This is a genomic window from Clostridioides difficile ATCC 9689 = DSM 1296 (genome assembly GCF_001077535.1).
Classification (GTDB): Bacteria; Bacillota; Clostridia; order Peptostreptococcales; family Peptostreptococcaceae; genus Clostridioides; species Clostridioides difficile.
The window spans coordinates 3,225,494-3,250,110 of record NZ_CP011968.1; the positions used below are offsets into that span (position 1 = coordinate 3,225,494).

Here is a 24,617-nt window from a genome sequence, read left to right on the forward strand (position 1 = left end):
TTACTTACTTTCTAATCTTTCATATACATCTATAAATTCTTCTGCTAATTGTTGAAAATTCATAGCTGTCATTAAATGGTCTTGTGCATGAATAAGTATAACACTTATTTCAGTTTTATTACCATTAGCTTCATTTTGTATCAATTCTGTTTGGAATTTATGAGCTTTATGAATTGATTCTTTCGACTTTTCAATACATTCTCTAGCTTTATCTATATTCCCGCTCTTTGCTTCTTTTATTGCTTCAAATGCTAGCCCTTTCGCATCACCTGCAAATCCAATTATTCCAAAAGATATCTCTATCATCTTCTCATCCATTTATTCGACCTCCTAAATATCTCTATAGCTTGATATGACTAATCCATTCTTTTCTAAAAATTCTTTGACTTTTTTAGATGTAAGTATCTTGTGCTCTTTCGTTCTATCAATAGCATAAGATGTAGAATTTAAAATATAATCATCTAAAAAAGCTGGGTGAGACATAATATCCACTACATCATACTTCATTATTTCGTCTATATTTTTTATAAAATATTCTTCACTTACATTTTCCTTATAAAAACTATCTATTAAAGGAACTACTTTAGAATACTCTAAATTATATTCAAATCCACCTCTTATCGGAAGATTATACTTGGTTACAATCTTCTCTATTACTGGCTTTAAACTTACTAAAGTATGGATATGATGGTGACTATCTAAATGAGATATATCTATTCCAAGCCCTTTTACCCTATCTATTTGAGCACAAAGTTCTCTATAAATCTCATCACAATCCATTTTTTCAATAATTTCGTCTGTAATCCTCCTAATAAAAAAACCGTCTTTATCAACAATAGTTTTTAAGTTAGATAATAATGGTCTACCACAACTTAAAGTCATATGAACTCCACAATTTAAAGTTTTATTTTCTTTAAGTAAGCCTACTCCATGTTCTACCCCAGGCATATTTGCCATCATAGAAGTAGACCTAACTATACCATTATTATGAGCTGAAATTATTCCATAGTTCACAGCTTCACAATATCCAAAATCATCTGCATTTATTATAATTTTAGTCATACCATAACCTACTTTCTATAGACAACTATCTATTAAATCTAGGAAGATAATCTTTATGAGCTTCCAACATTTCGTCTAATATAGTTTTTGCTAAGTCATCAGATGGAATCAATGGGTTTGTACAAAGTGCCAAAAGAGCAGATTCATAATCGCCATATACAGCTGCTTTAGCTGCCAATACTTCAAATGATTTGATTTGACTTACTAATCCATGCACAGAATCTGGTAAATATCCTATACTTATTGGTTTTGGACCATTTTTTGTTATTACACTACTTACTTCTACTGCTTGTTCATCTTTAAAATCTCTTATAGAACCCTTGTTTAATGTATTAACTACTTGGATATCTTTTTTGTCATTGTATATAGAACTTATTAAATTACAAGCAGCATCACTATAGTAAGCCCCTCCTCTTTTTTCAAGTTGAGGTGGTTTTACATCTAATTTTTCATCCTTATATAATTCAAATAATTGTTCTTCCAATTCTTTAACTACTTGACCTCTAGCTTTTCCCTCTTTAAACTCTCTCAACTCATCCTCAAGCATTTCTTTAGTTTTATAGTAGTATCTATGATATGGACAAGGTATTGCACCCAAAGATTTTACAAATTCAGCATTAAAATCAATTGCCTTTATATTTTGCATACTTATATCTGCTTTGACAAATTTATCAATTGCTTCTTTTGTAACATCTTCTCCATCTAAAGATACATTTAGACCATAAACCATATGATTAAGACCTGCAAAATCCATACTTATTCTGTCACTTTCTACATTAAATAGTTTGGCAACATCATTTTTTAAATGAATTGGCACGTTGCATAGACCTATATATCTTCTAAAATTAGTATATTTGAATACAGCCTCTGTTATTATTCCTGTTGGATTTGTAAAATTCACCATCCATGCATTTGGACATAATTCTTCCACATCTTTTATTATATCAAATATAACTGGTATTGTGCGAAGGGCTTTAAATAAACCTCCAGCACCATTAGTTTCCTGCCCCATAACTCCATGAGATAAAGGAATAGTTTCATCTTTTATTCTCGCATCTAAAAGACCTACTCTAAGTTGTGTTGTCACAAAGTCTGCATCTCTTAGAGCTTCTCTTCTATCTAAAGTAAGATTTATTTTCATATCTACTCCAGCTTTTTTTACCATCCTCTTAGCTAGATTTCCAACTATCTCTAATTTTTCTTTTCCAGCTTCTATATCTACAAGCCATAATTCCTTTACAGGTAACTCTTCATATCTATTTATAAAACCCTCTACAAGCTCAGGAGTATAACTTGAACCTCCTCCAATTGTAACTATTTTTAGTCCCTTTTTCATCTCATTATACCATCCTTACCTATAATTTAATATACTCTACAAAACCCTATACATTTATTTACCGAAATAAAACTACCTAGTTGTTAATTTTCAATTTATTAGCTTCCATTTTTTCAGACGCTATGACAAATGGAATATATATTAATATTGATAATATTAAATTAAATAGTGCTAAAGCTCCACCAGTCCAGTCACCTGTAGCCATTGCTCCACCTAATATAGGAGGTGTTACCCAAGGTATTTTAGGTAAAATTACTGGTGCTACTAATCCAAAATCTATTGCTAAGTATGATACAGCACTACATATTACTGGTGCAAGTACAAATGGAATCATAAATATAGGATTTAAAACTATTGGAAGTCCAAATATCAATGGTTCTCCTATGTTAAATATTGCAGGTGGACCACCTAATACTATCATCTCTTTACGTCTTCTTCCAGCTATTAATAAAGCTACTATTAATCCCAATACCATTCCAGAACCACCTAAATACACAAATGCATCAAAGAATGCACCTGCAAGTACATGGTATCCTTCCGTTGCTCCTGCTTGAGCCAAGGCAGCATTTTCTCCACCTAATTTCATAAGTATAGTTTCTGTAAAAGGAAGTGCTATATTTGCACCATGAAGTCCAACAGTCCAAAGTATATGAATTATAAATGCAATAAGCATTGTAGAACCTAGACTATCAGCTACATTTGATAGTGGTGCTCCTAAATAAGTATTTAAAATATCTGTTAAGAAACTTCCATTAGAAAGCATTTTTATAAATATTCCTATTACAGTAAATATCATTATAGTTAACATTCCTGGTATTAACTTTGCAAATGATCTTGAAACTGCTGGTGGAACTCCATCTGGCATTTTTATAGTTAATTTCTTTACCTTAGATAATCTTACAAATATCTCAGTTGATAATAATCCTATTAATATAGAAGAGAATAAAGCTGCTGTACCTAAGTAGGTTTGTTGTATCATTCCCCATCCTTCAACTACTGTAGTTCCTCCCTCAGGAACTATTTTACCAATTTGTGGAGCCATTATAAAAAAGATAGATAAAGCTATAAGCCCAGATTGTAACCCATCACTCTCATAAGATTTTGCTAGAAAATAAGCAACACCTATTACTAAGAATACTGCCATTGTACCTATTGCTCCCCACCAAAGGTCGCCTCCAAATGTGGTCCAGTTTTCTCCAAATATACTTGCCATCAAATTTTTGTATGCTTCCAATGGTAAGTTATTTATCAATGTTCCCAATGCACCTACCATAGTTATAGGTATCATTACTATAAATGCATCTCTTACTGCTACTAAGTGCCTTTGAGCTCCTATTTTAGCAGCTACAGGCACTATATATTTATCCATAAATGACATGAATTTTTCCATTTTACATCCTCCAGTACAACTTTATTTTGAACTATTTAACTCTACAGCTCTATCTAACACAGCTTTTCCATTACATCTTCCATAATCCATCATATTTATAACTTCTACTGGAATATTATATGGTTTTGCCATTTCAGTTGCTTTTCCTAATACATATCTAACTTGAGGCCCTAAAAGTAAGACATCACAATTTTCTATTTCATTTTTTAAGTTCACTTCTGATATAGCCCATATTTTTGCTTCTATACCGTTTTCCTTTGCTGCATCCTCCATTTTTGTAACTAATAAACTAGTTGACATTCCTGCTGAACAAGCTAACATTATTTTTATCATTTTTTCCCCTCCAAATTAGATTCATTAAATATTTTTTAAGTCATAAGTTTTTTAAACTATACATTTAAAATATGCTTTTCTATTAATTTTTTCTTAATGTATATATCTTATTTTTAAATGTATATACATTTAATTCTTGATATTATTATATACCAAATGTATATACATTTCAAGAAAACTTTTTCATTTTATTTAAATTTTATTCGACAACAGCATTCAAAGTTAATGTATATCCATAGTGATATGTGTGTGAGTACTCAAAAATCTCACTATTTTGTAACTTACAAATTTGGCTTATATATAAAAGTGGCTCTGGTTCTTCTAATTTTAGATTATCCATACACTCTTCATTCGATATTACAGCTTGTACTTCTCTCTCTGACATGGCTATCTTGTATCCACACACTTCTTCAACAAAATTATAAAGAGAATTTTCACAATGAGTCTTATTTAAATTTGGAAATAACTTAACTGGCATATAAGTAATCATATATGAAACTCTTGCATCATTGGCTAATCTTACTCTTTTTATTTCCCAAACATTTTCTTCTAAACTTATATTCAACTTACTTGATAAATTTTCATCTGCCTGAACTATTTCAAGAGATACCAATATATTAGATACTTTATAGCCTTTACTTTCCATCTCTTTAGTAAATCCACTTACAGACGATATATTATCATATATATTATTTGCAATAACTATACTACCTACACCTCTTTGTCTAGTTATATAGCCTTCTTTAACTAGATTATTAAGTGCAGACCTTACAGTCATTCTAGTTACATTAAATTCTTCACTCAGCTGTTTTTCAGAAGGGATTAAATCCCCTTCTTTCAAACTGTCTGAATTTATTAACTCTCTAACATGATTTTCTATAACTTTATAAATTGGCTCTTTCATTTAATTCACTCCTTATTAAATCTTTTATATAATAAGATAATTTTATATACAAACAAAGAAAATGTCTATACATTTAAGATAATTTAAATTTTATTCAGAAATCTTGTACAACTTTCCGAGTTTTAATAAAGATATAAATAGACTTATCATTAATATACCTTTTAATATACTTGATAAGGTTATACTCCACCATACACCATTTAGACCCAACATTTCTGGTCTAGATATAAAGTAAGCCAATGGTACTCTTGCACCAGTCAGTATAGTAATTATAATAGAAGGTATATAGGTTCTCCCTAATCCTTTGAAAGCTCCTGTTGTTATTATTTCTAAACACATAAAAAATTGAGAATAGCCTAATATTTTAAGATAAACTGCTCCTTTTTCTATTGCCTCACTTTCATCTATAAAAATAGAAAATATACTCTCTCCTGCAAACACTAATACTAAAGTAGTTATTATACCAAGTACAGAAGATACAGTTATAGCTATTTTGCAACCTTTATTTATTCTAGAATACTTCTTGGCACCATAATTTTGTCCAACAAAACTGCCTAATGCAACTGATAGCCCTTCAGCCGTCATCCAGGAAATTGCTTCTATTTGTGAGCCTACTTTTTGTACTGCAACAGCCACAGGCCCCCATGATGCTACTATTACTCCTAATAGCATTGAGAATACTGTAAACATACCACTTTGTATTGCTATAGGTAATCCCAATTTATACAGAACTTTATAATATTTAGTCTCTATTTCTTTAAATAGTCTTAATTTAAAATATTCTTCTTTACTTTTAACTATTATATATATAAAACATGTAGTAACTACTATCTGAGCAAATACAGTTGCAATAGCAGCTCCTGCAACACCAAGTTTTGGAGCAAATCCCCATCCAAAAATTAATATAGGGTCAAGTATAATATTAGTTATTAATCCTACTGTATTAATACGAAAAGGAGTTTTACTATTTCCAAGACCATTGAAAATTGCAGTAAATACTGGATTAATAAAATAAAATACCATACCTAGAGCTACTATTATCAAATACTGTCTAGACATGGTTATAACTTCTAAGTCTCCTAATCTAAAAAAACCTATCAATTGTTTATTAAGTACTATTAAAGAAATTGTATATATTATTGCTAGTATAATATTTATTTCTATTGCTGACTTCATATATGATTTAGTAGTGCTTATATTATTTGCACCAATACTTTGTGCTACTTTTATCTCTCCACCTACTTTTGAAATCATAATAAATGCTATTGCAAGCCATGGAAAAAAACCAGCTGTTCCAACTGCAGCTACTGCTTTACTTCCGGCTTTACCAACCCATATCATATCTATCATGTTATACCCCATCTGTATAAATGAAGTCCCCATTATTGGAAGTGATAGCTTAAGTAATTTTTCTGTAATTCTTCCTTCTGTTAAATTAAGTCTGTCTTTCATTTTCCACCTCTTTTATATTAAATTTATTTGCTTATATAGCTAGATTAATCATTTTATTTGATTGAGTTCACTATCCTTCAATTTATATTATCATATCTCAGGATTGCATCTCAATCATACTTATGTTTAAGATACAGTATTTTACCTATCTATGATAAAATTAATACTTATGAATATAAATCTAGCCATTTCATCAATACATATTCTAACCCTTAACTTAACTTCAATTAAGTATACATATCGTAACCAATTAGAATATTTTATACGGTATCTTCCATTAATAAACAACCAATATCAATGATTTATATATAATTTTATTTATACATAAAATAGTATACTATAATAATAAAAAAACTATATTTGAATGCTTTAAGCATGTTTACTAATTGTAATTTCCACACAAATTTGATAATATATGAATATATTATGGTGAAATTTATAGATATATATTAATTATGGGGAGATTGTGGGAGGTTCTTTTCACAAGACATTTAAGCTATGAAAATAAATAAAAAATTCAATAGAGTTGATATGCAGGTTTCAATACTTACTGCAATTATTGTAATAATATCTTCCTCATGTGTATATTTTTTTAATTATACACTAACTTATAAGAGCATGATATACTCTTTAAGTGAGAGGTCAAAACATATCTATGAATATGTAGAAAGAAATATTGATAAAAATACCTTTACTGAAATTAATTCTAAAGAAGACCAATCAAAAAAGTCTTATAAAAGTTCTAAAATCCTTTTAGAATCTGTAAAAAATACTACTGGAGTCATGTATCTATATACTGCTAAAAAAACAAAAGATGGATCACTAGTATATGTTGTTGATGGTTTAAATTCATCTAGGAGTGATTTTAGAAATGCTGGTGATTTGATAGAAAAAGAGATTTGGGGAGACCTTAACAAAGCATTAGATAATCATATATTGTTACCTAAAAAGATTAAATCAACATCTTGGGGATACATATTTATATCGTATTTTCCTATTCACAATGATGTTGGTAAGGTTGTTGGAGTAATAGGAATTGAATTTGAAGCAAAACATCAATACAATACATTTAAATTTATAAGTATAGTTACACCAATAATAGCATTATTAACTTGTCTAATATCAGCATTGATTGCAGTGATTCTATTTAAAAGAATATCTAATCCTACATATACTGATTTTGCTAATACAGATTATTTAACAGGCCTAAAAAATAGAAATGCTTTTGAAATAGATATGAATAACTTAAACAATTCAAATCTAAAGAATCTAATATCTATCATATCAATAGATTTAGACGGTTTAAAAAAGATTAATGATAAATTTGGCCATCAGACAGGAGACTTATATATTAAGCAAGCAAGTAAAATTATACAATATGTAATAAATAAAAAATATATAGTTTATCGTATTGGAGGTGATGAATACATAATTATTCTAAAAAATTTATCTCACAAAGAAATAAATAATATTATAAATAATATTAATTTAAAAATAGTTGAAGAAAACTCAACTAATGAATTAAAATTATCAATGTCTATTGGATATGCTATTTTTGATGAAAAAGTAGATGTTTCTTTATTTGATACATATCGTCGTGCAGATTCTCAAATGTATGATAACAAAAGGAAAATTAATAAACAATATCAATAATAAATTTAAAAAGTCTATTCTTTAAATAATAAATCACAAGAATAGACTTTTTTAAATTTGTGTTTTTATAAGATAAATTATTTAATTAAAGTTTGTTCTTTTTTCTAAACGATTCTTTATAAATTCATATATTACTTTCACTAATATATTTGTGACTAATATTAACACAGCTAGTGCTGCTGCCTGTGCAGTACTCCCCTTATCATCTAGTTGTACAATTGATATTGCAGCTACTTTTGAACTTGCAGTATATATAAAAACTAATGCTGATATTGTCACCATGGAGTTTAGGAAAAAGTACATAAAGTTCTCTAAAACTGCTGGCAAACAAAGTGGTATAGTTACGTTCTTAAGAATTGATGCGCTGTTTATTCCCATTGATTTAGCTACCATATCTAATTCTTTATCTACTTTCTTAATAGCAGTAGTAGCTGTTATAAATGCTACTGAAAAGAAATGAACTATATTACATATAACCATTATAAGTAATGTTCCATATAATCCATTAAACAAATTCTTAATGTATATTGTATCCATAAAATTAAACTCTAATTTATTAAAAAATAATACATAAGCTATACCTAAAACTAATCCTGGCAATGCCATAGGCAATGTACTTAAAAAATACCCAAATGATTTTAAATATGGAGCTTTTTCTGTTTTTTCATTCAAATATGCAAATAAGAAAACAAAGCTCGTCCCTAGAATAGCTGTAAATAGTGACATTTTTATTGAATTTATAAATGGTTTAATCCCATCAATACTGTTTTTCATAGAAAAATGTTCCAGTGTCAGTCTTAAATCATATGGCCAAACTGATATTAATGAAGATAAGATTACAGTTAACATTACAGCTATTATACCAAATGCAATAATTCCTACAACCCCTCCTAAAATACTATCTCTTAACTTATTAGTTTTAACCTTATATGGAATTGACTTTGAAGTTATATATGAATTTTGATTTTTTTCAATTTTTTTAGTTACTATAAACGATATTATTGCAGGTATTAAAAGTAATATTGATACAGTTGCTCCCATTGGCATATTCTGTTGCCCTATAATTTGCTTATATACATCTATTGATAATACATTAAACTCTCCTCCTATCACCTTTGGAGCTCCAAAATCTGTAAAACATAATGTAAACGATACGAATGCAGAACTTATTAAAGAGTATTTTATACTTGGGATTGTTATGCTTATAAATTCTCTTATCTTGCTTATCCCCATAGTATTACTAGCTTCATATAGTCTATAATCGGTTGAACTTAGAGATATATAAAGTATTTGAAAGGATTGAGGAAATACATATATAATTTGTGCCAATATTATTCCCACTGCTCCATATATTGGAACATGCACTCCAAGTAAATTAGTTACCAAACCTTGATTTCCAAATAAATATACTAGACCTATTGCATGCATCATTGTTGGAGCAAACATAGGAAACATAGCTAATGATTTAAAAAAACCTTTAAATTTAATCTTTGTTCTAGTTAATGCATATGCATATACTAATGCAAGTGTTAGTGATATTACAGTTGATATAACTGATACAAATACTGTATTTTTTAGAGAATTTAATAGAGATTCAGAAGCCAAGTATTCTTGAAAGTTTTGTAATCCTACAAAGACTCCATCTTTATCTAAAAAAGCCTGTACAAATAGATATATTATAGGTGCTAATAAAAATATTACTAAAGACATAACTAATACTGTAAGCATACATTTTTTTATATCTAAATTCATTTTTGATTTAAGACTTATACTTTTAGAACTTATAGCATTATTATTCATACACTTATGCTCCTTTAACTTTTGGATACTTTAAATAGTATTTTTCGTCTATACTTATTTTTACAAGGTCACCTTCTACTAAATTTAAATTAACCCACTCTTTTATAGAAACATCACTTATTATGAAATTTTCATTTAATTTATCTTTTATTTCAACTCTCAATAAATTCCCTCTAAACTCTATATTTGATATTATCCCTTGGTAGTTTTCTTTTGTCGATTTCTCTATTTGAACATATTCTGGTCTTACAGTTAATATAGAATCTCCATTATCAAAACAGTTTGTATCTCCTATAAATTGAGCTGTAAATAGGTTTTGAGGATTTTGGTATATTTCTTCTGGAGTCCCTATTTGCATTATATCTCCTCCATTTAGAATAGCTATTTTATCTGCCATAGTTATAGCTTCTTCTTGGTCATGTGTTACCATTATTGTCGTTATATTAAGTTCTTTTTGTAATCTTTTAATGTCCATTCTAAGCTTGTGTCTAACCTTTGCATCTAATGCAGACATTGGTTCATCTAAAAGTAAAAACTTTGGTTCAAGAGCTAATGCTCTTGCTATTGCAATCCTCTGTTGTTGTCCACCTGATAATGCTTTAGGGTATTTATGAGCTTCATTAGTCAATCCAACTGTTTCAAGTACTTCCTTAACTTTATTATCTATTTTTTCTTTTGAAACTTTTCTCTCTTTTAGTGGAAAAGCTATATTGTTATAAGCAGTCATATTCGGAAATAATGCATATGATTGAAATACTATACCAAAACCTCTCTTTGATGGCTCTAAATTTGTAATATCTTTATCCTGGAGAATTATAGTTCCACTATTTACATCTTCAAGACCTGCTATTATTCTAAGTAATGTAGTTTTACCACATCCACTAGGTCCGAGTAAACATAGAAATTCCCCTTCTTCAATATCCAAACTAATATTATTTAAAACCTTTTTTTGGTCATAACTTTTAAACACATTATTTATTTTTAAGTAACTCATATCTTATCTCTCCTTATATAGTTATTTTTTTATTTTAAATTTTATATCCTACTTTTTCTTCTAAAATTCTTTCATCTAAATTATTAATTTAAACTTTACTTACTTTCAGATTTTGAACCGTATTTTGATTCCCAAGTTTTAAGTACTGTACTTCTGTTTTTGGCAGCAGAGTTTAAATCAACTTCTTTTATAAGCTGTTCAAATGGTTGTTTAGAATAACCTTTTGGAACTGGATTATCTGTCTTTATGGAAGTAACTGCTACTTCATGTGCATATCTATCCATAGCTGAATCACTTATTGCCCAATCTAAAAATAGCTTTGCTTCTTTTTTTATATTATCTTTTTTAACTAAGGCATTTGCTTCTAAGTCCCAACCTGAACCTTCCTTTGGAAATACAACCTCTATAGGTTCTCCACTAGATAATTGTTGTGTAGCTCTATATCCAAGTGTAATACCTATTGGATACTCTCCAGAGCCAGCTAACTTCGCAGGTTTTGAACCTGAGTGTGTATATGTGGCTATATTTTTATGTAATTTATCCATGTAATTGTAAGCATCTTTTTCACCCATCATTTGAATAAGCCCTGATACTGTAAGATACCCCGTTCCAGATGATGCTGGATTTGGCATTGTTATAAGTCCTTTATATTCTGGTTTTATTAAATCTTCATAACTTTTTGGAATATCTATACCTAGTTTCTTAAGTTCCTTATAATTAACTACTATTGCTGTCTCTGGGACACTCATTCCTACCCAAGACACATCATCTTCAGTATCTTTAAATTTTTTATCAACTTTATCATAATTTTTAGGCTTATATGCTTCAAGTGCACCATCTTTTTTTAGCTCTATCATGTTCATTGCTGATAATCCCCATATAATATCTGCTTGTGGATTATCTTTTTCTGCTAATAGTTTTGAAGCTATTACACCATGAGAATCCATAACTATCTCTACATCTATATTGGGATACTCTTCTCTAAAACCTTCCATATAATAAGCTATCTGCTCTTCCTCTAGTGCTGCATATATTGTAAGTTTATTATTTCCTTTTCCTTGAGTAGTTTGTGGTGTTGTTGATATGCAACTTGTCATAAATGTAATCACTACAATGCACAGACAAGTAAATATAAATTCTTTCATATCTTCCCCCTTTGTGTTTTTTCCTTTTTTTATTTGTTTTTTATTGTTTTTGCTTATGTTTATATAATACACCTAATTTGTTAATATAAAGTTAAGTGTAAATTAACAGTTCGTTAATTTTTAGAAATTTTTGTTAAATATATTATTTTTAGTTAAATACAGTCTGTTTTTAAACAATATATTAATTTTTATAGTATCTACATTTTAATTTAAACATAAAAAATAAGTCTAACCTCTATAAAGTAGAATGTTAGACTTATTTTTATAAGTATTTAATTATACAACCAAATCATTTTTTTTCTTTTCTTCAAGTGCTTTTTTAAGCACCATATCCTTAACCTTCATAAGTCTAGTAGTACTTGCTCTCTCATTTTCTTCAAGCTTCATAGCTATATACTTAATAGTCTCAATGTAATTTGGTATCATTACATTTTCAAGAGCATTAACACGTCTACGTGTCTTTTCTATCTCTTGTGCAAGAAGCTGTGCACTTTTTTCACTTTCTGCAAGTCTTAAAAGTGGTTGCATAGCATCTGAGAAAGCTTCCATAGCAGAATCTAATTCACCTGATGTAAAAGCAAGACCATAAGGATAAATATCACTTTGATTGTTTTCAGTTTTAAAGTCAAACACAGGAACATCAACACTCATTATATTTCTCGTAGAAACATCTACTGAAACTGATTGCTTTGGCATCATAAGTGCTGAACCCAGATACTCCTGACTCATAACTGCTCTTGCGATTATAAAGTTTTTATAAGCAGTATCAAGAGCATTTTCTGCTTCTTCACGCAATCGCTTATTTTCTCTTACAATCTCAAGAAATTGTTTCATAAGTTCATCAAGTTTATCTTTAAGAAGCTTATGACCTCTTGTAGCAGTTTTAAGGAGTTTCTTAAGTCTAGTCATTTCCATACGTGTTGGATTTATATTTAATCTAGCCACAGATATCACTCCTTAGGCATATATTTTTCAAAATATTCATCACGGATACGTTTAAGTTCACTTTTTGGTAACATACTAAGAAGCTTCCATCCGATTTCTAATGTCTGCTCAATAGTTCTATCAGTTCTAAATCCTTGTGAAACATATTCTTTCTCAAATTCATCTGCAAACTTAGCATACATTAAATCAATCTCAGAAAGTGCAGATTCACCAAGTATAGCCATAAGTTCTTTTGCATCCTTACCTCTTGAATAAGCTGCAAAAAGCTGGTTCATTGTATCTGCATGGTCTTCACGAGTCTTACCTTTACCAATACCTTTATCTTTTAGACGAGAAAGTGATGGTAAAACATCTATAGGAGGCTGTATATCTTTTTTATAAAGTTCACGGCTAAGTATAATTTGCCCTTCTGTAATGTATCCTGTAAGGTCAGGAATTGGATGTGTCTTATCATCCTCAGGCATTGTAAGTATTGGAATCATAGTTATAGACCCTTCATGCCCTTTCATTTTTCCTGCTCTTTCATACATAGTAGCAAGGTCAGTATAAAGATATCCTGGATATCCACGACGTCCTGGAACTTCTTTTTTAGCTGCTGAAACTTCACGCAATGCCTCTGCATAGTTTGTAATATCCGTTATTATAACAAGTACATGCATATCTTGCTCGAAAGCAAGGTATTCTGCTGCTGTAAGTGCCATTCTAGGTGTAGATACACGCTCTACAGCTGGGTCATTTGCAAGGTTTACAAACACTACAGAACGGTCGATTGCACCAGTTGCTTTAAAATCGCTTATAAAAAATTCAGCATCTTCAAAAGTTATACCAACTGCAGCAAATACAACGGCGAACTTAGAATCAGTTCCACGTACTTTTGCCTGTCTTGCAATCTGAACTGCAAGATTGGCATGTGGCAAACCAGACCCTGAGAATATAGGAAGTTTTTGCCCTCTAACCAATGTATTAAGTCCATCTATAGCAGAGACTCCAGTTTGTATAAACTCGGCCGGATAATCACGTGCTGCTGGATTTATTGGAGCTCCATTTATATCAAGTCTTTTATCTGGTATAATTTCTGGACCTCCATCAATAGGTCTACCCATTCCACTAAAAACACGACCTAATATATCTGGTGAAACTCCAAAGTCAAGACTCTTTCCTAAAAAACGAACTTTACTTTCAGCAAGGTTTATACCTGTTGAGCTTTCGAAAAGCTGAACAAGTGCAGTATCTCCATTTACCTCTAGAACTTTGCAACGGCGAATTTCTCCATTTGAAAGTTCAATTTCTCCAAGTTCATCAAATTTTACACCTTCTACGCCGTTTATTAACATAAGAGGACCGGCTACCTCTTGTATTGACTTATATTCCTTTATCATAGTTCTTCAGCCCCCCTCTTTTTAATAAGGTCTGCAAGCTCGTTGTCTATTTCATCTTCAATTGAATCGTAAGCTGCATCTATATCGCCTTCTTCTACATACTTAGCACGACCAATCTTTTCAAGAACTGAAAGCTTGATAATATCGTTTATAGTAACATTTTGCTTGATAGCATCTTGTGCTGACTTATAGAATTTTAATATAAGTCCCATCATTCTATATTGTTTATGAAGTGATGTATAAGTATCAACTTCATGGAAAGAGTTTTGATGAAGGAAGTCTTCTCTTATAGAACGAGTAACCTCTAGTATCAATCTATCTCCATCTGAAAGTGAATCAACACCAACCAATTGAACTATTTCTTGAAGTTCAGATTCAACTTGTAAAAGTTTCATAGCTTGAGCTCTTTGAGCTGAGAAATTATCATTTACATTTTTATCTGCCCATACATCAACTTTTTCCTGATAGAGTGAATAACTAGTCAACCAGTTAATTGCTGGGAAATGACGTTTATATGCTAAAGATGCATCAAGACCCCAGAATACTTTTACTATACGAAGAGTTGCTTGGCTGACAGGTTCTGATGTATCACCACCAGGAGGAGAAACTGCACCAATTGCTGTAAGTGTTCCTTCTCTTTCATCCATACCTAGACAATTTACCTTTCCTGCTCTCTCATAGAATTGAGCAAGACGTGAACCTAAGTATGCAGGATAACCTTCTTCACCAGGCATCTCCTCTAAACGACCACTCATCTCTCTAAGAGCCTCAGCCCATCTTGATGTAGAGTCTGCCATAAGTGCAACACTATATCCCATATCTCTAAAATATTCAGCTATTGTAATACCAGTGTATATAGAAGCTTCACGTGCAGCAACCGGCATATCTGATGTATTTGCTATAAGCACAGTTCTTTGCATAAGTGACTCGCCTGTTCTTGGGTCTTTTAATTCAGGAAATTCAAGAAGAACATCTGTCATTTCATTTCCACGCTCGCCACAGCCTATATATACAACTATATCTGCATCTGCCCATTTAGCAAGCTGATGCTGTGTAACAGTTTTTCCACTTCCAAAAGGTCCCGGTATAGCTGCTACCCCACCTTTTGTGATTGGGAAAAATGTATCTATAACTCTTTGACCTGTAACAAGAAGTGAATCTGGTGTTTTCTTTTCTCTATATGGTCTTTCTTTTCTAACTGGCCATTTTTGCATCATAGTTACAGGTATATCATTACCTTTTTCATCTGTAATAACACAAACTGTATCTTCAACAGTAAATTCACCAGAATATATTTCTTTTATAGTACCCTTAACTCCATAAGGAACCATAATTTTACATTCTACTACTGCTGTTTCTTGAACGCCACCAATTATATCTCCTGCTACAACCTTATCACCAACAGATTTTTTAGGTTTAAATTCCCACTTAGTTGTTCTATCAAGTGAAGATACTTCAACACCTTTAGTTATATTAGTACCTGAAATATCATACATTTTTTCAAGTGGACGTTGAATACCATCATAAATAGTTGAAATAAGACCTGGTCCAAGTTCAACACTCATAGGCATTCCAAGAGAAACTACTTCTTCCCCTGGTCCTAGACCGGAAGTTTCCTCATAAACCTGTATAGAAGCTTTATCTCCATGCATTTCTATAATCTCGCCTATAAGATGTTTATCTGAAACTCTTACGACGTCAAACATATTCGCATCTCTCATGCCCTCCGCTACAACAAGCGGTCCTGACACCTTTACAATTGTGCCTGTTTTCATATTCTCTCACCTGCAATCATATACTTTATCAAAATTTAAATATTCCCTCCTATATTTTATTAGCACATATATTTAGCACCAATAAAATTTGAGATTGTCTTTTATTCAACTTTCATCTATTCTTTAAATAATATATCTGCACCTATAGCACGTTTACTAGATTCTCTTACTTCATTCATACCTAATCCCATACTTCCTCCAATACCTGGAATAACTATAATGGCAGGAAGTTGGTAATCTTTGTATTTTGCTATTGATTCTTTTGCAAGCAATGATGCCTGTTCTGTAATATAAATTATCGCATATTCATCTTCAACCAACTTATGTATACTTTTTTTAATTTCGTCACTATCATAGGCTGGGAAGATATCTATTCCAAGAGCTAAAAATCCCATGATGCTATCTTTATCTCCAACTACTCCTACCTTATACATAAGCATCCCTTAGCCTTTCTTTTATAGTATCTGCGTCTATATTATTAAGCTTACTAGTCAAAATAATTCTAATTGTTTTTATCTCTGATTCTTTAGCATATAAATATGCAATTAGTGGTTCTAATGTAAGAGGCTTAAATTTTGCTCCTCTAACATATTCCATAAGATAGTCATCACAAAGTTTTTCAAAGACAGTAAAACCACTATCCATGCCATTTTTACAGACATCAGAGTAAGAAGTAGATTTAAAACATGATGCTGGAGTATCTGAGGAAAAAGCTTCTAAGAATTTTTCCTTATCAAGTGAGCCACCTGAAACAAACACATTCATAAACATATCAAAATCTTTCTTCATATTTTTGACTCTTATAAAACTCTTTAGATTTGTTAAATCACAAACTTTCATAACATAATCTATTACAAATTTGTTTTGGCTTTCTTTAGCAGTTTCTTTCATACTGGTAAAGGTTGCTTTATCTAGAACAATATCAACCATCTGGCCATTTTGTGTCTTATTATAAACATCAAATGCCTCTAATATAGCTGATGACATTATCTTAGGTAAATCACTAAAACTACGATTTGCTAAAGATTCTCTAAGCTTAATAAGAGGAATTGTACCTCCATCAATTAAATATTTCTCACCATCTACACCAGAAATTTCTTCTTTAATCAGCACTTTTAAATTGTGATAGTCATTTTTATAAAGAAATACATCAACAAATTTTTCTTCAGGAGCTAGACTTTTAAGAATTTCATATGTCTTTGATAATTCTTGAGTCAAAATATTCTCAAAATTATGTATATTATTATTTGATGTATCAGCATAACCTGCCTCAGCTATAATTCTTAAAGAGTCTTCAGGGCTTTTGGCTTCTGCCATTTGAATAAACATTTGTCTGTTAAGAAGCTGTTTTTCAAGCACTCTTATTCGTGCAACGGCATAGGGATAAGTTTTTTCTTCTGCCATTTTTTAACCCCTCCTTAATTAAACAAAATTTCTGCTGCAATTTGTTCAATATATTCATGCTCTACTGCAATTATGGCTTCAAATGAATAATTGTACTCAATGTCACCTTTTTTAACTATGAAACCTCCAGTAATATCTCTAGTTTCATCAGACACTTTAATGCCTTTTTTTGATAGCACATCTTTTAATGTTTTTTTATCTTTTTTAGATAATACTATCTCTGAATCATCTGTACAATTTGATTTTTCAATCATGTTTAGTATAATCTCTTCATATTCATTATCTTTAAGATTTAAAAGTTTGTTTTTAGCTTCTAAAATTACCTCTTCTAAAATCTCTTGTTTTTTTGATAATATTTGCTTTTTAGCCTCCATATAAGCTCCTGATATTTCCTTAGAAGCCGCTTTTTCTGCTTCTGCCTCTGCAAGCTTTGTATAGGAAGCCATTTCCTTTTCAGCTTTTTCATTAGCTGAATTTACTTTTAAATCTGCTTCACTTTTAGCTTTATCCAATATTTCTTGTGCTTCTTGTTTGGCATCAGCTATAATTCTGTCAATCATTTTTTGTTCATTACCCATAGGAGTGCTTCCTCCTTTTCATTTTTTTTACTTATGAATTATAATTTATAATTAACCAATTGCAATTCCATTGTAAGCTAAGAAAGAAACAAGTAGTCCTAAAAGAGCATATGTTTCAACTATTGCTGCAAATGTTATAGCTTTACCAAGTTCTTCAGGTCTTTTTGCAACTATTCCAACTCCTGCTGCTGCTGCTTTACCTTGTGCTATACCTGATACTAAACCAACTAAACCAATTGGAAGTCCTGCCATAAGAAGTTGTAAACCTTGAGCTGATGTTGGTATTGCATCTCCACCAATAATCCCTGCTTTTGATAAAATAAGGAAAGCTATGATAAATCCATACAGACCTTGTGTACCAGGAAGAAGTTGTAAAACTAGAAGTTGACCGAATTTACTAGGGTCTTCTGTTACAACACCTGCTGCGGCTTGACCTGCTATTGAAGTACCTTTAGCAGAACCCATACCTGCAAATAATGCTGCTATAGCAGCTCCTGATATTGCCAAAAATTGACCATTTCCTAACGCGTTTAAAAATTCCATATTTACATCTCCTTTTTATTAATGCTTGTATATTTTGTTTTATACTTAAACGGAACAAAAGGAACTCCTCCGCCTTCATAAAACTTATTGAAAAATTCTACATACTGTAACCTACTTGTATGAACATATGCACCTAGTGCATTTATAAGAAGGTTTATTGTGTGTCCTACAACACCAATTACAACTGCAAGTATCGGACCAGCTATAGCTCCTAAAAGGTTGATAACTTGTGCTATAACTCCTGTTGTTAAACAAAGCGCCATAATTCTTGTATAAGATAATATATCAGCAAAATAACTTGTTATACCATAGAGACTTGAAAATCCTTTAAAAAGCTTAACAGGAATACCTTTAAAGCTTCTTCCTTGAGTAAGTACAAGACCTATAGCACCTATAATTGCTAAATATTTTCCTACTTCTGAAAATACACCTATGTCCCCTGCAACAAAAGGTATTATAAGTAGACATACACCTGTTATACACAAATACCAAAAACCTATGTCAAAGATTGCATCTATTACCTTTCCACTTCTTATTAATGTATATGCTTTTATTCCCAAACCTACATATATATGGATAATACCGAACAGTAACGACATTCCCATAAGTGTCATAACATCCTCTAAAGGATTAATTAATGCTTTTATAGGAATTAAATCCCCCAAAATACCCCCGAATATAAGACCCCATACAGTAGTTGAAACTCCACAGATACCAATAAGTTTAATTAAATTTCCTTCACCTTTTTGTATCTTTAATTTATATACAACAAATCCACAAACTACTGCAATTATTAACCCATATGCGGCGTCACTTAGCATCATTCCAAAGAATACAACAAAGAAGAAAGTTAAAATTGTATTTGGGTCAATATCTTTTGTACTTGGATAGCTGTACATGTTAGTTACACTTTCAAAAGGTGTTACTAATTTATTGTTTTCAAGCAGAATTGGGAAGCCTTCTTCTTTACTTCCTTCTTCAGTCTGAACACAACAATCAAACTTTTCTGTAATTTCTTTAATTAATTCATCTGCCCTTTTGCTTGGTAACCAACCATTAAGACAGAATGTTGTTTTTGTTTTGACAAGTCTCTCTATAATCTTTTTTTGGTCTCTTTCTATAGTGTAAAAATCATATAGGTTTTCAAGCATGTGTATACTATCTGCATGTCTTTTAATTTCCTCTGTTTTGTCCTTAGAAACGTTTTCCTGTCTAATTATCATTTCATTGTATTTCTTGATAGCTTGTAACGGTGTACCTTCTTCATTTGGTAATGAAACCACTGAAAAATTAAATTCTTTTAAAACTTCTAAAACATCATCAAAAGTTTCTTTTAAAGTAATTAAATAAACATAGTTCATTAACTTGTCAGAATTGACAATCCCAATAACACTTTCTGGTATTTCATCTTCTAATTTTACTCTTAAAGCATCAATGTTTGCGCTTATGGGCACAGTTCCAAGTATAGTTTTTGTATACTTAGTTTCCATATTTTCAATAGGAATATCAAAGTTCACCCATGGTTCTAACATACTTTTATTGTTGTTAAGTAAGTTTATGTTAGACCTTATTGTACCTATCTCCTTGTGCAAATTGTTTAACTCCAGAGCTTCAGCATAAACTTGCCCTTCTTTTTCACTATCAATTTTGTTAAACTCTCTTTTTGGTGCAAGTAGGGATTTTTTTTGTTTCACTAGTGAAGAAACAATATTAATTGCTTGGTTTACATGAGACATTTTCTGCTCTAGCATTATAACTTCAGATTCTTCACTATCTTTTACAAGATAATTTTTTAATTCCTCCTCCTCAGTAAGAAAGGCACTATCATCAATCTGAACAAACCCACGGTTCATAAGTAGCTTTAAAATCTGGCTTTTTTGAGCTTCTAAGCCAACAATAGATATTTTGTTCATATTAACTATTGCCATATTATCTCACTACCTTTCCAATAACCGCTTCAATAGCCTTACTTTTTCTTTCTTCAGCAGTTTTTTCAATTTTCAGACATTCACTTTTAGCATTAGCTAAGATTTTATCAACCTCTGCTCTACTGTCGGTGACTGCCTTCTCAATAAGAGTTTCTTCCATAAGCTTTGCTTGTTTTTTTACATCAGCAAATATGCTTTCACATTTGTTTACAGCATCAGCTCTGATAGACTCTGCATCAGTAACAGCTTTTACTTTGATACTGTCTGCTGTCTGCTCTGCCTCAACAATGCTTTTTATTATTTCAAAAGCCATCCAAATCACCTCTCTTACCTTTTTACTATGTATATAACCAATTAGATTTTTTTATTCTAATTAGATTACTACCTCATTGTTAAAGTATAAACAGCATTTTTATATAATAATTAATATTTTTCAACGTTTATTTCTTAATAAAACATATTTTAGAATAGTACTTGCCTAGATTTACATCCTTTTTTGACTTACTTTTAGACTATGACATGAGTATGGTTTTTAAATACCATTATTTTCAATAATTATAATTTAAAGCGATATAGTTTGTCAATAGCGTTATTTTGTTTTAAAATTAACGTTATGTCGACATTTTAAATTTTTATTTTATTTTTTTTATAATTTTAATTTAATTTATTACATATAAAAGTTTTTTATATTCTTTTTCAACCTCTAACCATTGAAGTTTATTGTTTTTTTTGAATTTTTAGAAATATCTCGCACTATTTTATCTAACTTTTATAAATCATCAAGCTATATCGATTTTTGTCACCTTATTTTTAATCTAATTTTTTTATATCTAGTTAGAAATAAATCAATATTTTTAAAGATTGATAAAACTTACACCTAGTTCTAATAGTTTTATTTTAAGGCAATGTATTAATCTTAAGTAGATAATATCATTAGTTACTCTATATATTCGACAACATTATAAAAAAATCCTCGTACCAATCACTCCAATCTTCAATAGGATATGCTGCTCCTCCATTTACACTTTTCAGTAGATTGGATGTATATTCTTCTCCCATAGAAAAAAGTTCCCCTACTGTCATATCATAACCTCTAGATGTAACAACCTTACAAAATGAATCCATAACATCACGTTGTTCTCTTGTTTTTATAAGTTCCTTTCTAAATTCATCATCATTCTTAGCTTCTTCTAAAATTTTAGTTAATTTTTCATTCATTATGTATTTCTCCTTTTAAGTAGTCTTTCTGTAAACTTCAATAAGCTTTATATAAAAAGGAAGCCATCCTAAATAAACTAAGATGACTTCGCTTAACTGTTAGCAACACATTTACTAGTATAAAATAATTGGTGTACCTGGTTCTATATTTTCATATATTTTCTTTGCCTTAGAAAAAGGTGTATTTACACATCCATGTGAACCTGAAGACTTATATATACTTCCACCAAAAGAATTTCTCCAAGTAGCATCATGAATGCCTATGTTCCCATTAAATGGAAGCCAATAACTTACAGGTGAACTGTAACCTTGACCAGTTAATGAAACATTTCTAGCCTTATAATTAAGAGGATATATACCTGATGGTGTAGCAAATCCTCTAGCTAAATCACCTGTTACAACGTCTGTTGATACAAGCATTTCTCCATTTTTAAAGAACCACATATGTTGGCCAGAAAGACTAATCTCTACATATGTATTTCCAATATCATCTTTATTACGAGATACAGCTTTTTGTATGTAAATAGGTTCTCTTGTAACATTTTTACCAGCTTTTACAACATCAACTAATGCTTCAGCTTCTTTCTTTTTATCTATCAACCAACCATAAATTCCACCTGAAATTGTAATATCTTTACCTGTGGCAGTTTTAAATGGTCTTGAGTCACCAAAAGTACTGTATTTTTTACTTAAACCTCTTGTATATTCTACCATAGCATCATTATCAAAAGTTATGTCATAATTCTTTTCTGAGTCTACTTTTAACCATTTATTAATTTCAGAACCATCTAAAGTTTCCTTACGGTCACTAAAATCATATGTAACGACTACACCAACATACTTATCTAATGTCTTAATAGCTTGTTTCAACTTTTCTGAATCCTTTGTGTTGTTTGGTGCTTCATAAACTTTACTTTCATCCAGAGAAATAGAAGTATTCCCAGAATTAATTGAGTTTTGTACTAACTTATAAAAATCATCTTTTTTCACTTTGTTTCCAAGTACCTCTGGTACTATAACATAAGCGTTTTTAGTGCTATCATACTTAGGATAAGCACTCTTAGGTTCTACAACATTTTTACTATCAAAACAAGATAAAGCATTAAACCTTTTTTCTAGTAAATCTTTATTATATGAAAGAGTTATCATATTATTATACTCTTTAGATTTAAATATTCCACCAATCCATCCAATAGCGCTCTGACTATCTTTTATCTTTTGAACTTTATCATCTGGTGTAAATTTTAAATCAATATCTTTTGCTTTTATTTGTTCTTTCTTATTGTTTCTTTCCTCTAAGTTTAAAGTATAGGAATTAGTACTAGATGCTAACAAATCATTTACTTGCTCAACTGTTTTTCCTGAAGCCTTTACGCCATTAATAGTCGTTCCAAAGTAAAAATGATTTCTAAAAAAGATTGCCATTCCTATATAAGCTACAAACAAAACACCTACTACTATAGCTATCTTAAATTTTAGATTTTTTTGTCCACTTTCTTGTTTTACCTCTTTTCCATCAATCATAATTAAATCCTTCCTTACATTGTAATTACCTATGTACCTTATTGGTTTTTAAACAAAACCATGTATGCCTTATTTTATATACCCAAATTACTGTATCATTATTTATATTTTTAAATATATAGTTATTTCTATAAAACCATTTTATCTTTTAGATAAAATGATTATTATAAATCCCCCCTTTCAAAATCCCTTAAACACAATCTCTGCTATATTAATATATTACCATACTTTTAATAATCGTGGGACTATCTATCTATTTTTGTAACACTAAACTACTATTTTAAAAAAGAAACTAATTTTGTGTTAGTTTCTTTATCTTAACTTATTTTTATATTGAATTTTAGCTTAACATAACGTTGTTATATAGATTCTATTTAATTATTTTAGTTTCTATATCTTTTCCATCTGCATATTCTTTAAGTAATTCCTTAGCATATCCAAAATATTCTTCAATATCAGATTCTTGACTAAAAGAAAATATACAAATTAATATTTCATTTGCATCTTCTGTTATCATTGCTCTTTCAGAATCACTAGTTGGACTCCCAAATTTACCCACTGAATCAGACAATATAGGAAGATTTTCTATATTTATTAATTCTTTCCCAATACCCTTATACTGTTCTCCTTCATCTCCTACAGTAAAACATACTGGTGAATGTAATTTGCTTACATTATATGTACCTACTGGATATAATGATTTTATTGATATTAAATTGTTTATTTCTACTATATTATTTATTGTATAAAGACCCTTCCCTTGAATAATTCTTCTAACCAATGCTTCTGAAGATGTTCTATATCTACTTGGATTTTTTCCAAGCTCTTTATAAGCATTTCTTGCATCTTTAATTTTATCTAGTTTCGTAATGTCTTCAACTTTTAGACTTTGATTTATAGTATCACAAAACTCATTTATTTCATTAATTAATTTTTCTGAGCTTTTATTTACTGCTACTTTTGCTTGAATGCAACCCAGCTTAGCATTAGGCCATCTTTCCTTAAGTTTGTCATCAATACTTATATCTATCATACTTAAACAACTCCTATACACTAAATTTTTATTAAAGTTTTTATCATCTATACATTATAGTACTATTCTTTTGTTAATAACATGTTTATTAGCAAAATAAATTTATTTTTAATATAATTTTTATAAAATACAATTATTTTTTGCTTTATATTAGACAATACATTGATAAAATAAAAAAACACTAATTATTTAGCAATGATTTATTAAAATCAAGCATTCAT

General features: G+C 30.1%; 23 protein-coding genes. 1 reads left to right on the plus strand and 22 read right to left on the minus strand.

Features of this window, described 5'->3' with window-relative positions:
• The 7 genes from CDIF1296T_RS15180 to CDIF1296T_RS15210 form a co-directional block, all read right to left on the minus strand.
• On the minus strand, positions 1-318 hold the full coding sequence (locus CDIF1296T_RS15180; RefSeq protein WP_003422696.1) for a PTS lactose/cellobiose transporter subunit IIA: 318 nt from the start codon (positions 316-318) through the stop codon (positions 1-3).
• Between the two features lie 12 nt (positions 319-330).
• A complete protein-coding gene (chbG, locus tag CDIF1296T_RS15185; RefSeq protein WP_003439691.1) occupies positions 331-1,062 on the minus strand; it encodes a chitin disaccharide deacetylase in 732 nt (243 codons plus the stop codon).
• Positions 1,063-1,087: 25 nt separating this feature from the next.
• Complete coding sequence (locus CDIF1296T_RS15190; RefSeq protein ID WP_009898062.1) at positions 1,088-2,398, minus strand: 6-phospho-beta-glucosidase; 1,311 nt, start codon at positions 2,396-2,398, stop codon at positions 1,088-1,090.
• Positions 2,399-2,474: 76 nt separating this feature from the next.
• On the minus strand, positions 2,475-3,788 hold the full coding sequence (locus CDIF1296T_RS15195) for a PTS sugar transporter subunit IIC (protein ID WP_003439696.1): 1,314 nt from the start codon (positions 3,786-3,788) through the stop codon (positions 2,475-2,477).
• A gap of 21 nt (positions 3,789-3,809) precedes the next feature.
• The gene (locus CDIF1296T_RS15200; RefSeq protein ID WP_003422688.1) at positions 3,810-4,121 is read right to left on the minus strand and encodes a PTS sugar transporter subunit IIB; all 312 of its coding nucleotides are present in this window, start codon (positions 4,119-4,121) and stop codon (positions 3,810-3,812) included.
• 199 nt (positions 4,122-4,320) lie between these two features.
• Positions 4,321-5,025, minus strand: coding sequence for a GntR family transcriptional regulator (locus CDIF1296T_RS15205; RefSeq protein ID WP_003426754.1), 705 nt, complete (start codon positions 5,023-5,025; stop codon positions 4,321-4,323).
• Between the two features lie 90 nt (positions 5,026-5,115).
• On the minus strand, positions 5,116-6,477 hold the full coding sequence (locus CDIF1296T_RS15210; RefSeq protein ID WP_018112802.1) for an MATE family efflux transporter: 1,362 nt from the start codon (positions 6,475-6,477) through the stop codon (positions 5,116-5,118).
• A 498-nt stretch (positions 6,478-6,975) separates the two neighbouring features.
• On the opposite strand from CDIF1296T_RS15210, the gene CDIF1296T_RS15215 reads away from it, so the two are divergent.
• A complete protein-coding gene (locus CDIF1296T_RS15215; protein ID WP_003439713.1) occupies positions 6,976-8,130 on the plus strand; it encodes a GGDEF domain-containing protein in 1,155 nt (384 codons plus the stop codon).
• Between the two features lie 81 nt (positions 8,131-8,211).
• Here the strand turns inward: CDIF1296T_RS15215 and CDIF1296T_RS15220 are convergent, their stop codons facing one another.
• From CDIF1296T_RS15220 to CDIF1296T_RS15290, 15 genes are all read right to left on the minus strand, one after another.
• Complete coding sequence (locus CDIF1296T_RS15220; protein ID WP_009903356.1) at positions 8,212-9,930, minus strand: putative 2-aminoethylphosphonate ABC transporter permease subunit; 1,719 nt, start codon at positions 9,928-9,930, stop codon at positions 8,212-8,214.
• Between the two features lie 4 nt (positions 9,931-9,934).
• Complete coding sequence (locus CDIF1296T_RS15225; protein WP_009898064.1) at positions 9,935-10,924, minus strand: ABC transporter ATP-binding protein; 990 nt, start codon at positions 10,922-10,924, stop codon at positions 9,935-9,937.
• Positions 10,925-11,019: 95 nt separating this feature from the next.
• Positions 11,020-12,069, minus strand: coding sequence for a putative 2-aminoethylphosphonate ABC transporter substrate-binding protein (locus tag CDIF1296T_RS15230; protein WP_009898065.1), 1,050 nt, complete (start codon positions 12,067-12,069; stop codon positions 11,020-11,022).
• A 276-nt stretch (positions 12,070-12,345) separates the two neighbouring features.
• Entirely contained in the window at positions 12,346-13,014 is a 669-nt protein-coding gene (locus CDIF1296T_RS15235) for a V-type ATP synthase subunit D (RefSeq protein WP_009891221.1), read from the minus strand.
• A 5-nt stretch (positions 13,015-13,019) separates the two neighbouring features.
• The gene (locus CDIF1296T_RS15240; RefSeq protein ID WP_003422669.1) at positions 13,020-14,393 is read right to left on the minus strand and encodes a V-type ATP synthase subunit B; all 1,374 of its coding nucleotides are present in this window, start codon (positions 14,391-14,393) and stop codon (positions 13,020-13,022) included.
• Positions 14,390-16,168: a V-type ATP synthase subunit A gene (locus CDIF1296T_RS15245; RefSeq protein WP_003426762.1), complete on the minus strand. Its 1,779-nt coding sequence runs from the start codon at positions 16,166-16,168 to the stop codon at positions 14,390-14,392. The genes CDIF1296T_RS15240 and CDIF1296T_RS15245 overlap by 4 nt, the downstream gene beginning before the upstream one ends.
• Before the next feature lie 116 nt (positions 16,169-16,284).
• Positions 16,285-16,602: a V-type ATP synthase subunit F gene (locus tag CDIF1296T_RS15250; RefSeq protein ID WP_009893746.1), complete on the minus strand. Its 318-nt coding sequence runs from the start codon at positions 16,600-16,602 to the stop codon at positions 16,285-16,287.
• Positions 16,595-17,572, minus strand: a complete 978-nt coding sequence (locus tag CDIF1296T_RS15255) for a V-type ATP synthase subunit C (RefSeq protein ID WP_003439726.1) — start codon at positions 17,570-17,572, stop codon at positions 16,595-16,597. The genes CDIF1296T_RS15250 and CDIF1296T_RS15255 overlap by 8 nt, the downstream gene beginning before the upstream one ends.
• Before the next feature lie 14 nt (positions 17,573-17,586).
• A complete protein-coding gene (locus CDIF1296T_RS15260; RefSeq protein WP_003422659.1) occupies positions 17,587-18,150 on the minus strand; it encodes a V-type ATP synthase subunit E in 564 nt (187 codons plus the stop codon).
• Between the two features lie 51 nt (positions 18,151-18,201).
• The gene (locus CDIF1296T_RS15265) at positions 18,202-18,693 is read right to left on the minus strand and encodes a V-type ATP synthase subunit K (RefSeq protein ID WP_003422657.1); all 492 of its coding nucleotides are present in this window, start codon (positions 18,691-18,693) and stop codon (positions 18,202-18,204) included.
• Between the two features lie 2 nt (positions 18,694-18,695).
• Positions 18,696-20,621 carry a V-type ATP synthase subunit I gene (locus tag CDIF1296T_RS15270; RefSeq protein WP_009898067.1) on the minus strand — a complete coding sequence of 642 codons (1,926 nt, stop codon included), beginning with the start codon at positions 20,619-20,621 and terminating at the stop codon, positions 18,696-18,698.
• A 1-nt stretch (position 20,622) separates the two neighbouring features.
• A complete protein-coding gene (locus CDIF1296T_RS15275; protein WP_003426769.1) occupies positions 20,623-20,934 on the minus strand; it encodes a hypothetical protein in 312 nt (103 codons plus the stop codon).
• Between the two features lie 629 nt (positions 20,935-21,563).
• Positions 21,564-21,839, minus strand: a complete 276-nt coding sequence (locus tag CDIF1296T_RS15280) for a Nif11-like leader peptide family natural product precursor (RefSeq protein ID WP_003439731.1) — start codon at positions 21,837-21,839, stop codon at positions 21,564-21,566.
• Between the two features lie 114 nt (positions 21,840-21,953).
• Positions 21,954-23,363: a L,D-transpeptidase family protein gene (locus tag CDIF1296T_RS15285; protein ID WP_009898068.1), complete on the minus strand. Its 1,410-nt coding sequence runs from the start codon at positions 23,361-23,363 to the stop codon at positions 21,954-21,956.
• Between the two features lie 370 nt (positions 23,364-23,733).
• Positions 23,734-24,396, minus strand: a complete 663-nt coding sequence (locus tag CDIF1296T_RS15290; RefSeq protein WP_003439746.1) for a B3/B4 domain-containing protein — start codon at positions 24,394-24,396, stop codon at positions 23,734-23,736.
• Between the last annotated feature and the right edge of the window lie 221 nt (positions 24,397-24,617).

Coding starts and splice junctions, on each gene's coding strand:
- CDIF1296T_RS15210 (WP_018112802.1), bottom strand. CDS start 6,477: ATGAAAGACAGACTTAATTTAACAGAAGGAAGAATTACAGAAAAATTA.
- chbG (WP_003439691.1), bottom strand. CDS start 1,062: ATGACTAAAATTATAATAAATGCAGATGATTTTGGATATTGTGAAGCT.
- CDIF1296T_RS15285 (WP_009898068.1), bottom strand. CDS start 23,363: ATGATTGATGGAAAAGAGGTAAAACAAGAAAGTGGACAAAAAAATCTA.
- CDIF1296T_RS15245 (WP_003426762.1), bottom strand. CDS start 16,168: ATGAAAACAGGCACAATTGTAAAGGTGTCAGGACCGCTTGTTGTAGCG.
- CDIF1296T_RS15275 (WP_003426769.1), bottom strand. CDS start 20,934: ATGGCTTTTGAAATAATAAAAAGCATTGTTGAGGCAGAGCAGACAGCA.
- CDIF1296T_RS15220 (WP_009903356.1), bottom strand. CDS start 9,930: ATGAATAATAATGCTATAAGTTCTAAAAGTATAAGTCTTAAATCAAAA.
- CDIF1296T_RS15215 (WP_003439713.1), top strand. CDS start 6,976: ATGAAAATAAATAAAAAATTCAATAGAGTTGATATGCAGGTTTCAATA.
- CDIF1296T_RS15255 (WP_003439726.1), bottom strand. CDS start 17,572: ATGGCAGAAGAAAAAACTTATCCCTATGCCGTTGCACGAATAAGAGTG.
- CDIF1296T_RS15240 (WP_003422669.1), bottom strand. CDS start 14,393: ATGATAAAGGAATATAAGTCAATACAAGAGGTAGCCGGTCCTCTTATG.
- CDIF1296T_RS15270 (WP_009898067.1), bottom strand. CDS start 20,621: ATGGCAATAGTTAATATGAACAAAATATCTATTGTTGGCTTAGAAGCT.
- CDIF1296T_RS15190 (WP_009898062.1), bottom strand. CDS start 2,398: ATGAAAAAGGGACTAAAAATAGTTACAATTGGAGGAGGTTCAAGTTAT.
- CDIF1296T_RS15225 (WP_009898064.1), bottom strand. CDS start 10,924: ATGAGTTACTTAAAAATAAATAATGTGTTTAAAAGTTATGACCAAAAA.
- CDIF1296T_RS15195 (WP_003439696.1), bottom strand. CDS start 3,788: ATGGAAAAATTCATGTCATTTATGGATAAATATATAGTGCCTGTAGCT.
- CDIF1296T_RS15180 (WP_003422696.1), bottom strand. CDS start 318: ATGGATGAGAAGATGATAGAGATATCTTTTGGAATAATTGGATTTGCA.
- CDIF1296T_RS15265 (WP_003422657.1), bottom strand. CDS start 18,693: ATGGAATTTTTAAACGCGTTAGGAAATGGTCAATTTTTGGCAATATCA.
- CDIF1296T_RS15200 (WP_003422688.1), bottom strand. CDS start 4,121: ATGATAAAAATAATGTTAGCTTGTTCAGCAGGAATGTCAACTAGTTTA.
- CDIF1296T_RS15280 (WP_003439731.1), bottom strand. CDS start 21,839: ATGAATGAAAAATTAACTAAAATTTTAGAAGAAGCTAAGAATGATGAT.
- CDIF1296T_RS15250 (WP_009893746.1), bottom strand. CDS start 16,602: ATGTATAAGGTAGGAGTAGTTGGAGATAAAGATAGCATCATGGGATTT.
- CDIF1296T_RS15230 (WP_009898065.1), bottom strand. CDS start 12,069: ATGAAAGAATTTATATTTACTTGTCTGTGCATTGTAGTGATTACATTT.
- CDIF1296T_RS15290 (WP_003439746.1), bottom strand. CDS start 24,396: ATGATAGATATAAGTATTGATGACAAACTTAAGGAAAGATGGCCTAAT.
- CDIF1296T_RS15205 (WP_003426754.1), bottom strand. CDS start 5,025: ATGAAAGAGCCAATTTATAAAGTTATAGAAAATCATGTTAGAGAGTTA.
- CDIF1296T_RS15260 (WP_003422659.1), bottom strand. CDS start 18,150: ATGGGTAATGAACAAAAAATGATTGACAGAATTATAGCTGATGCCAAA.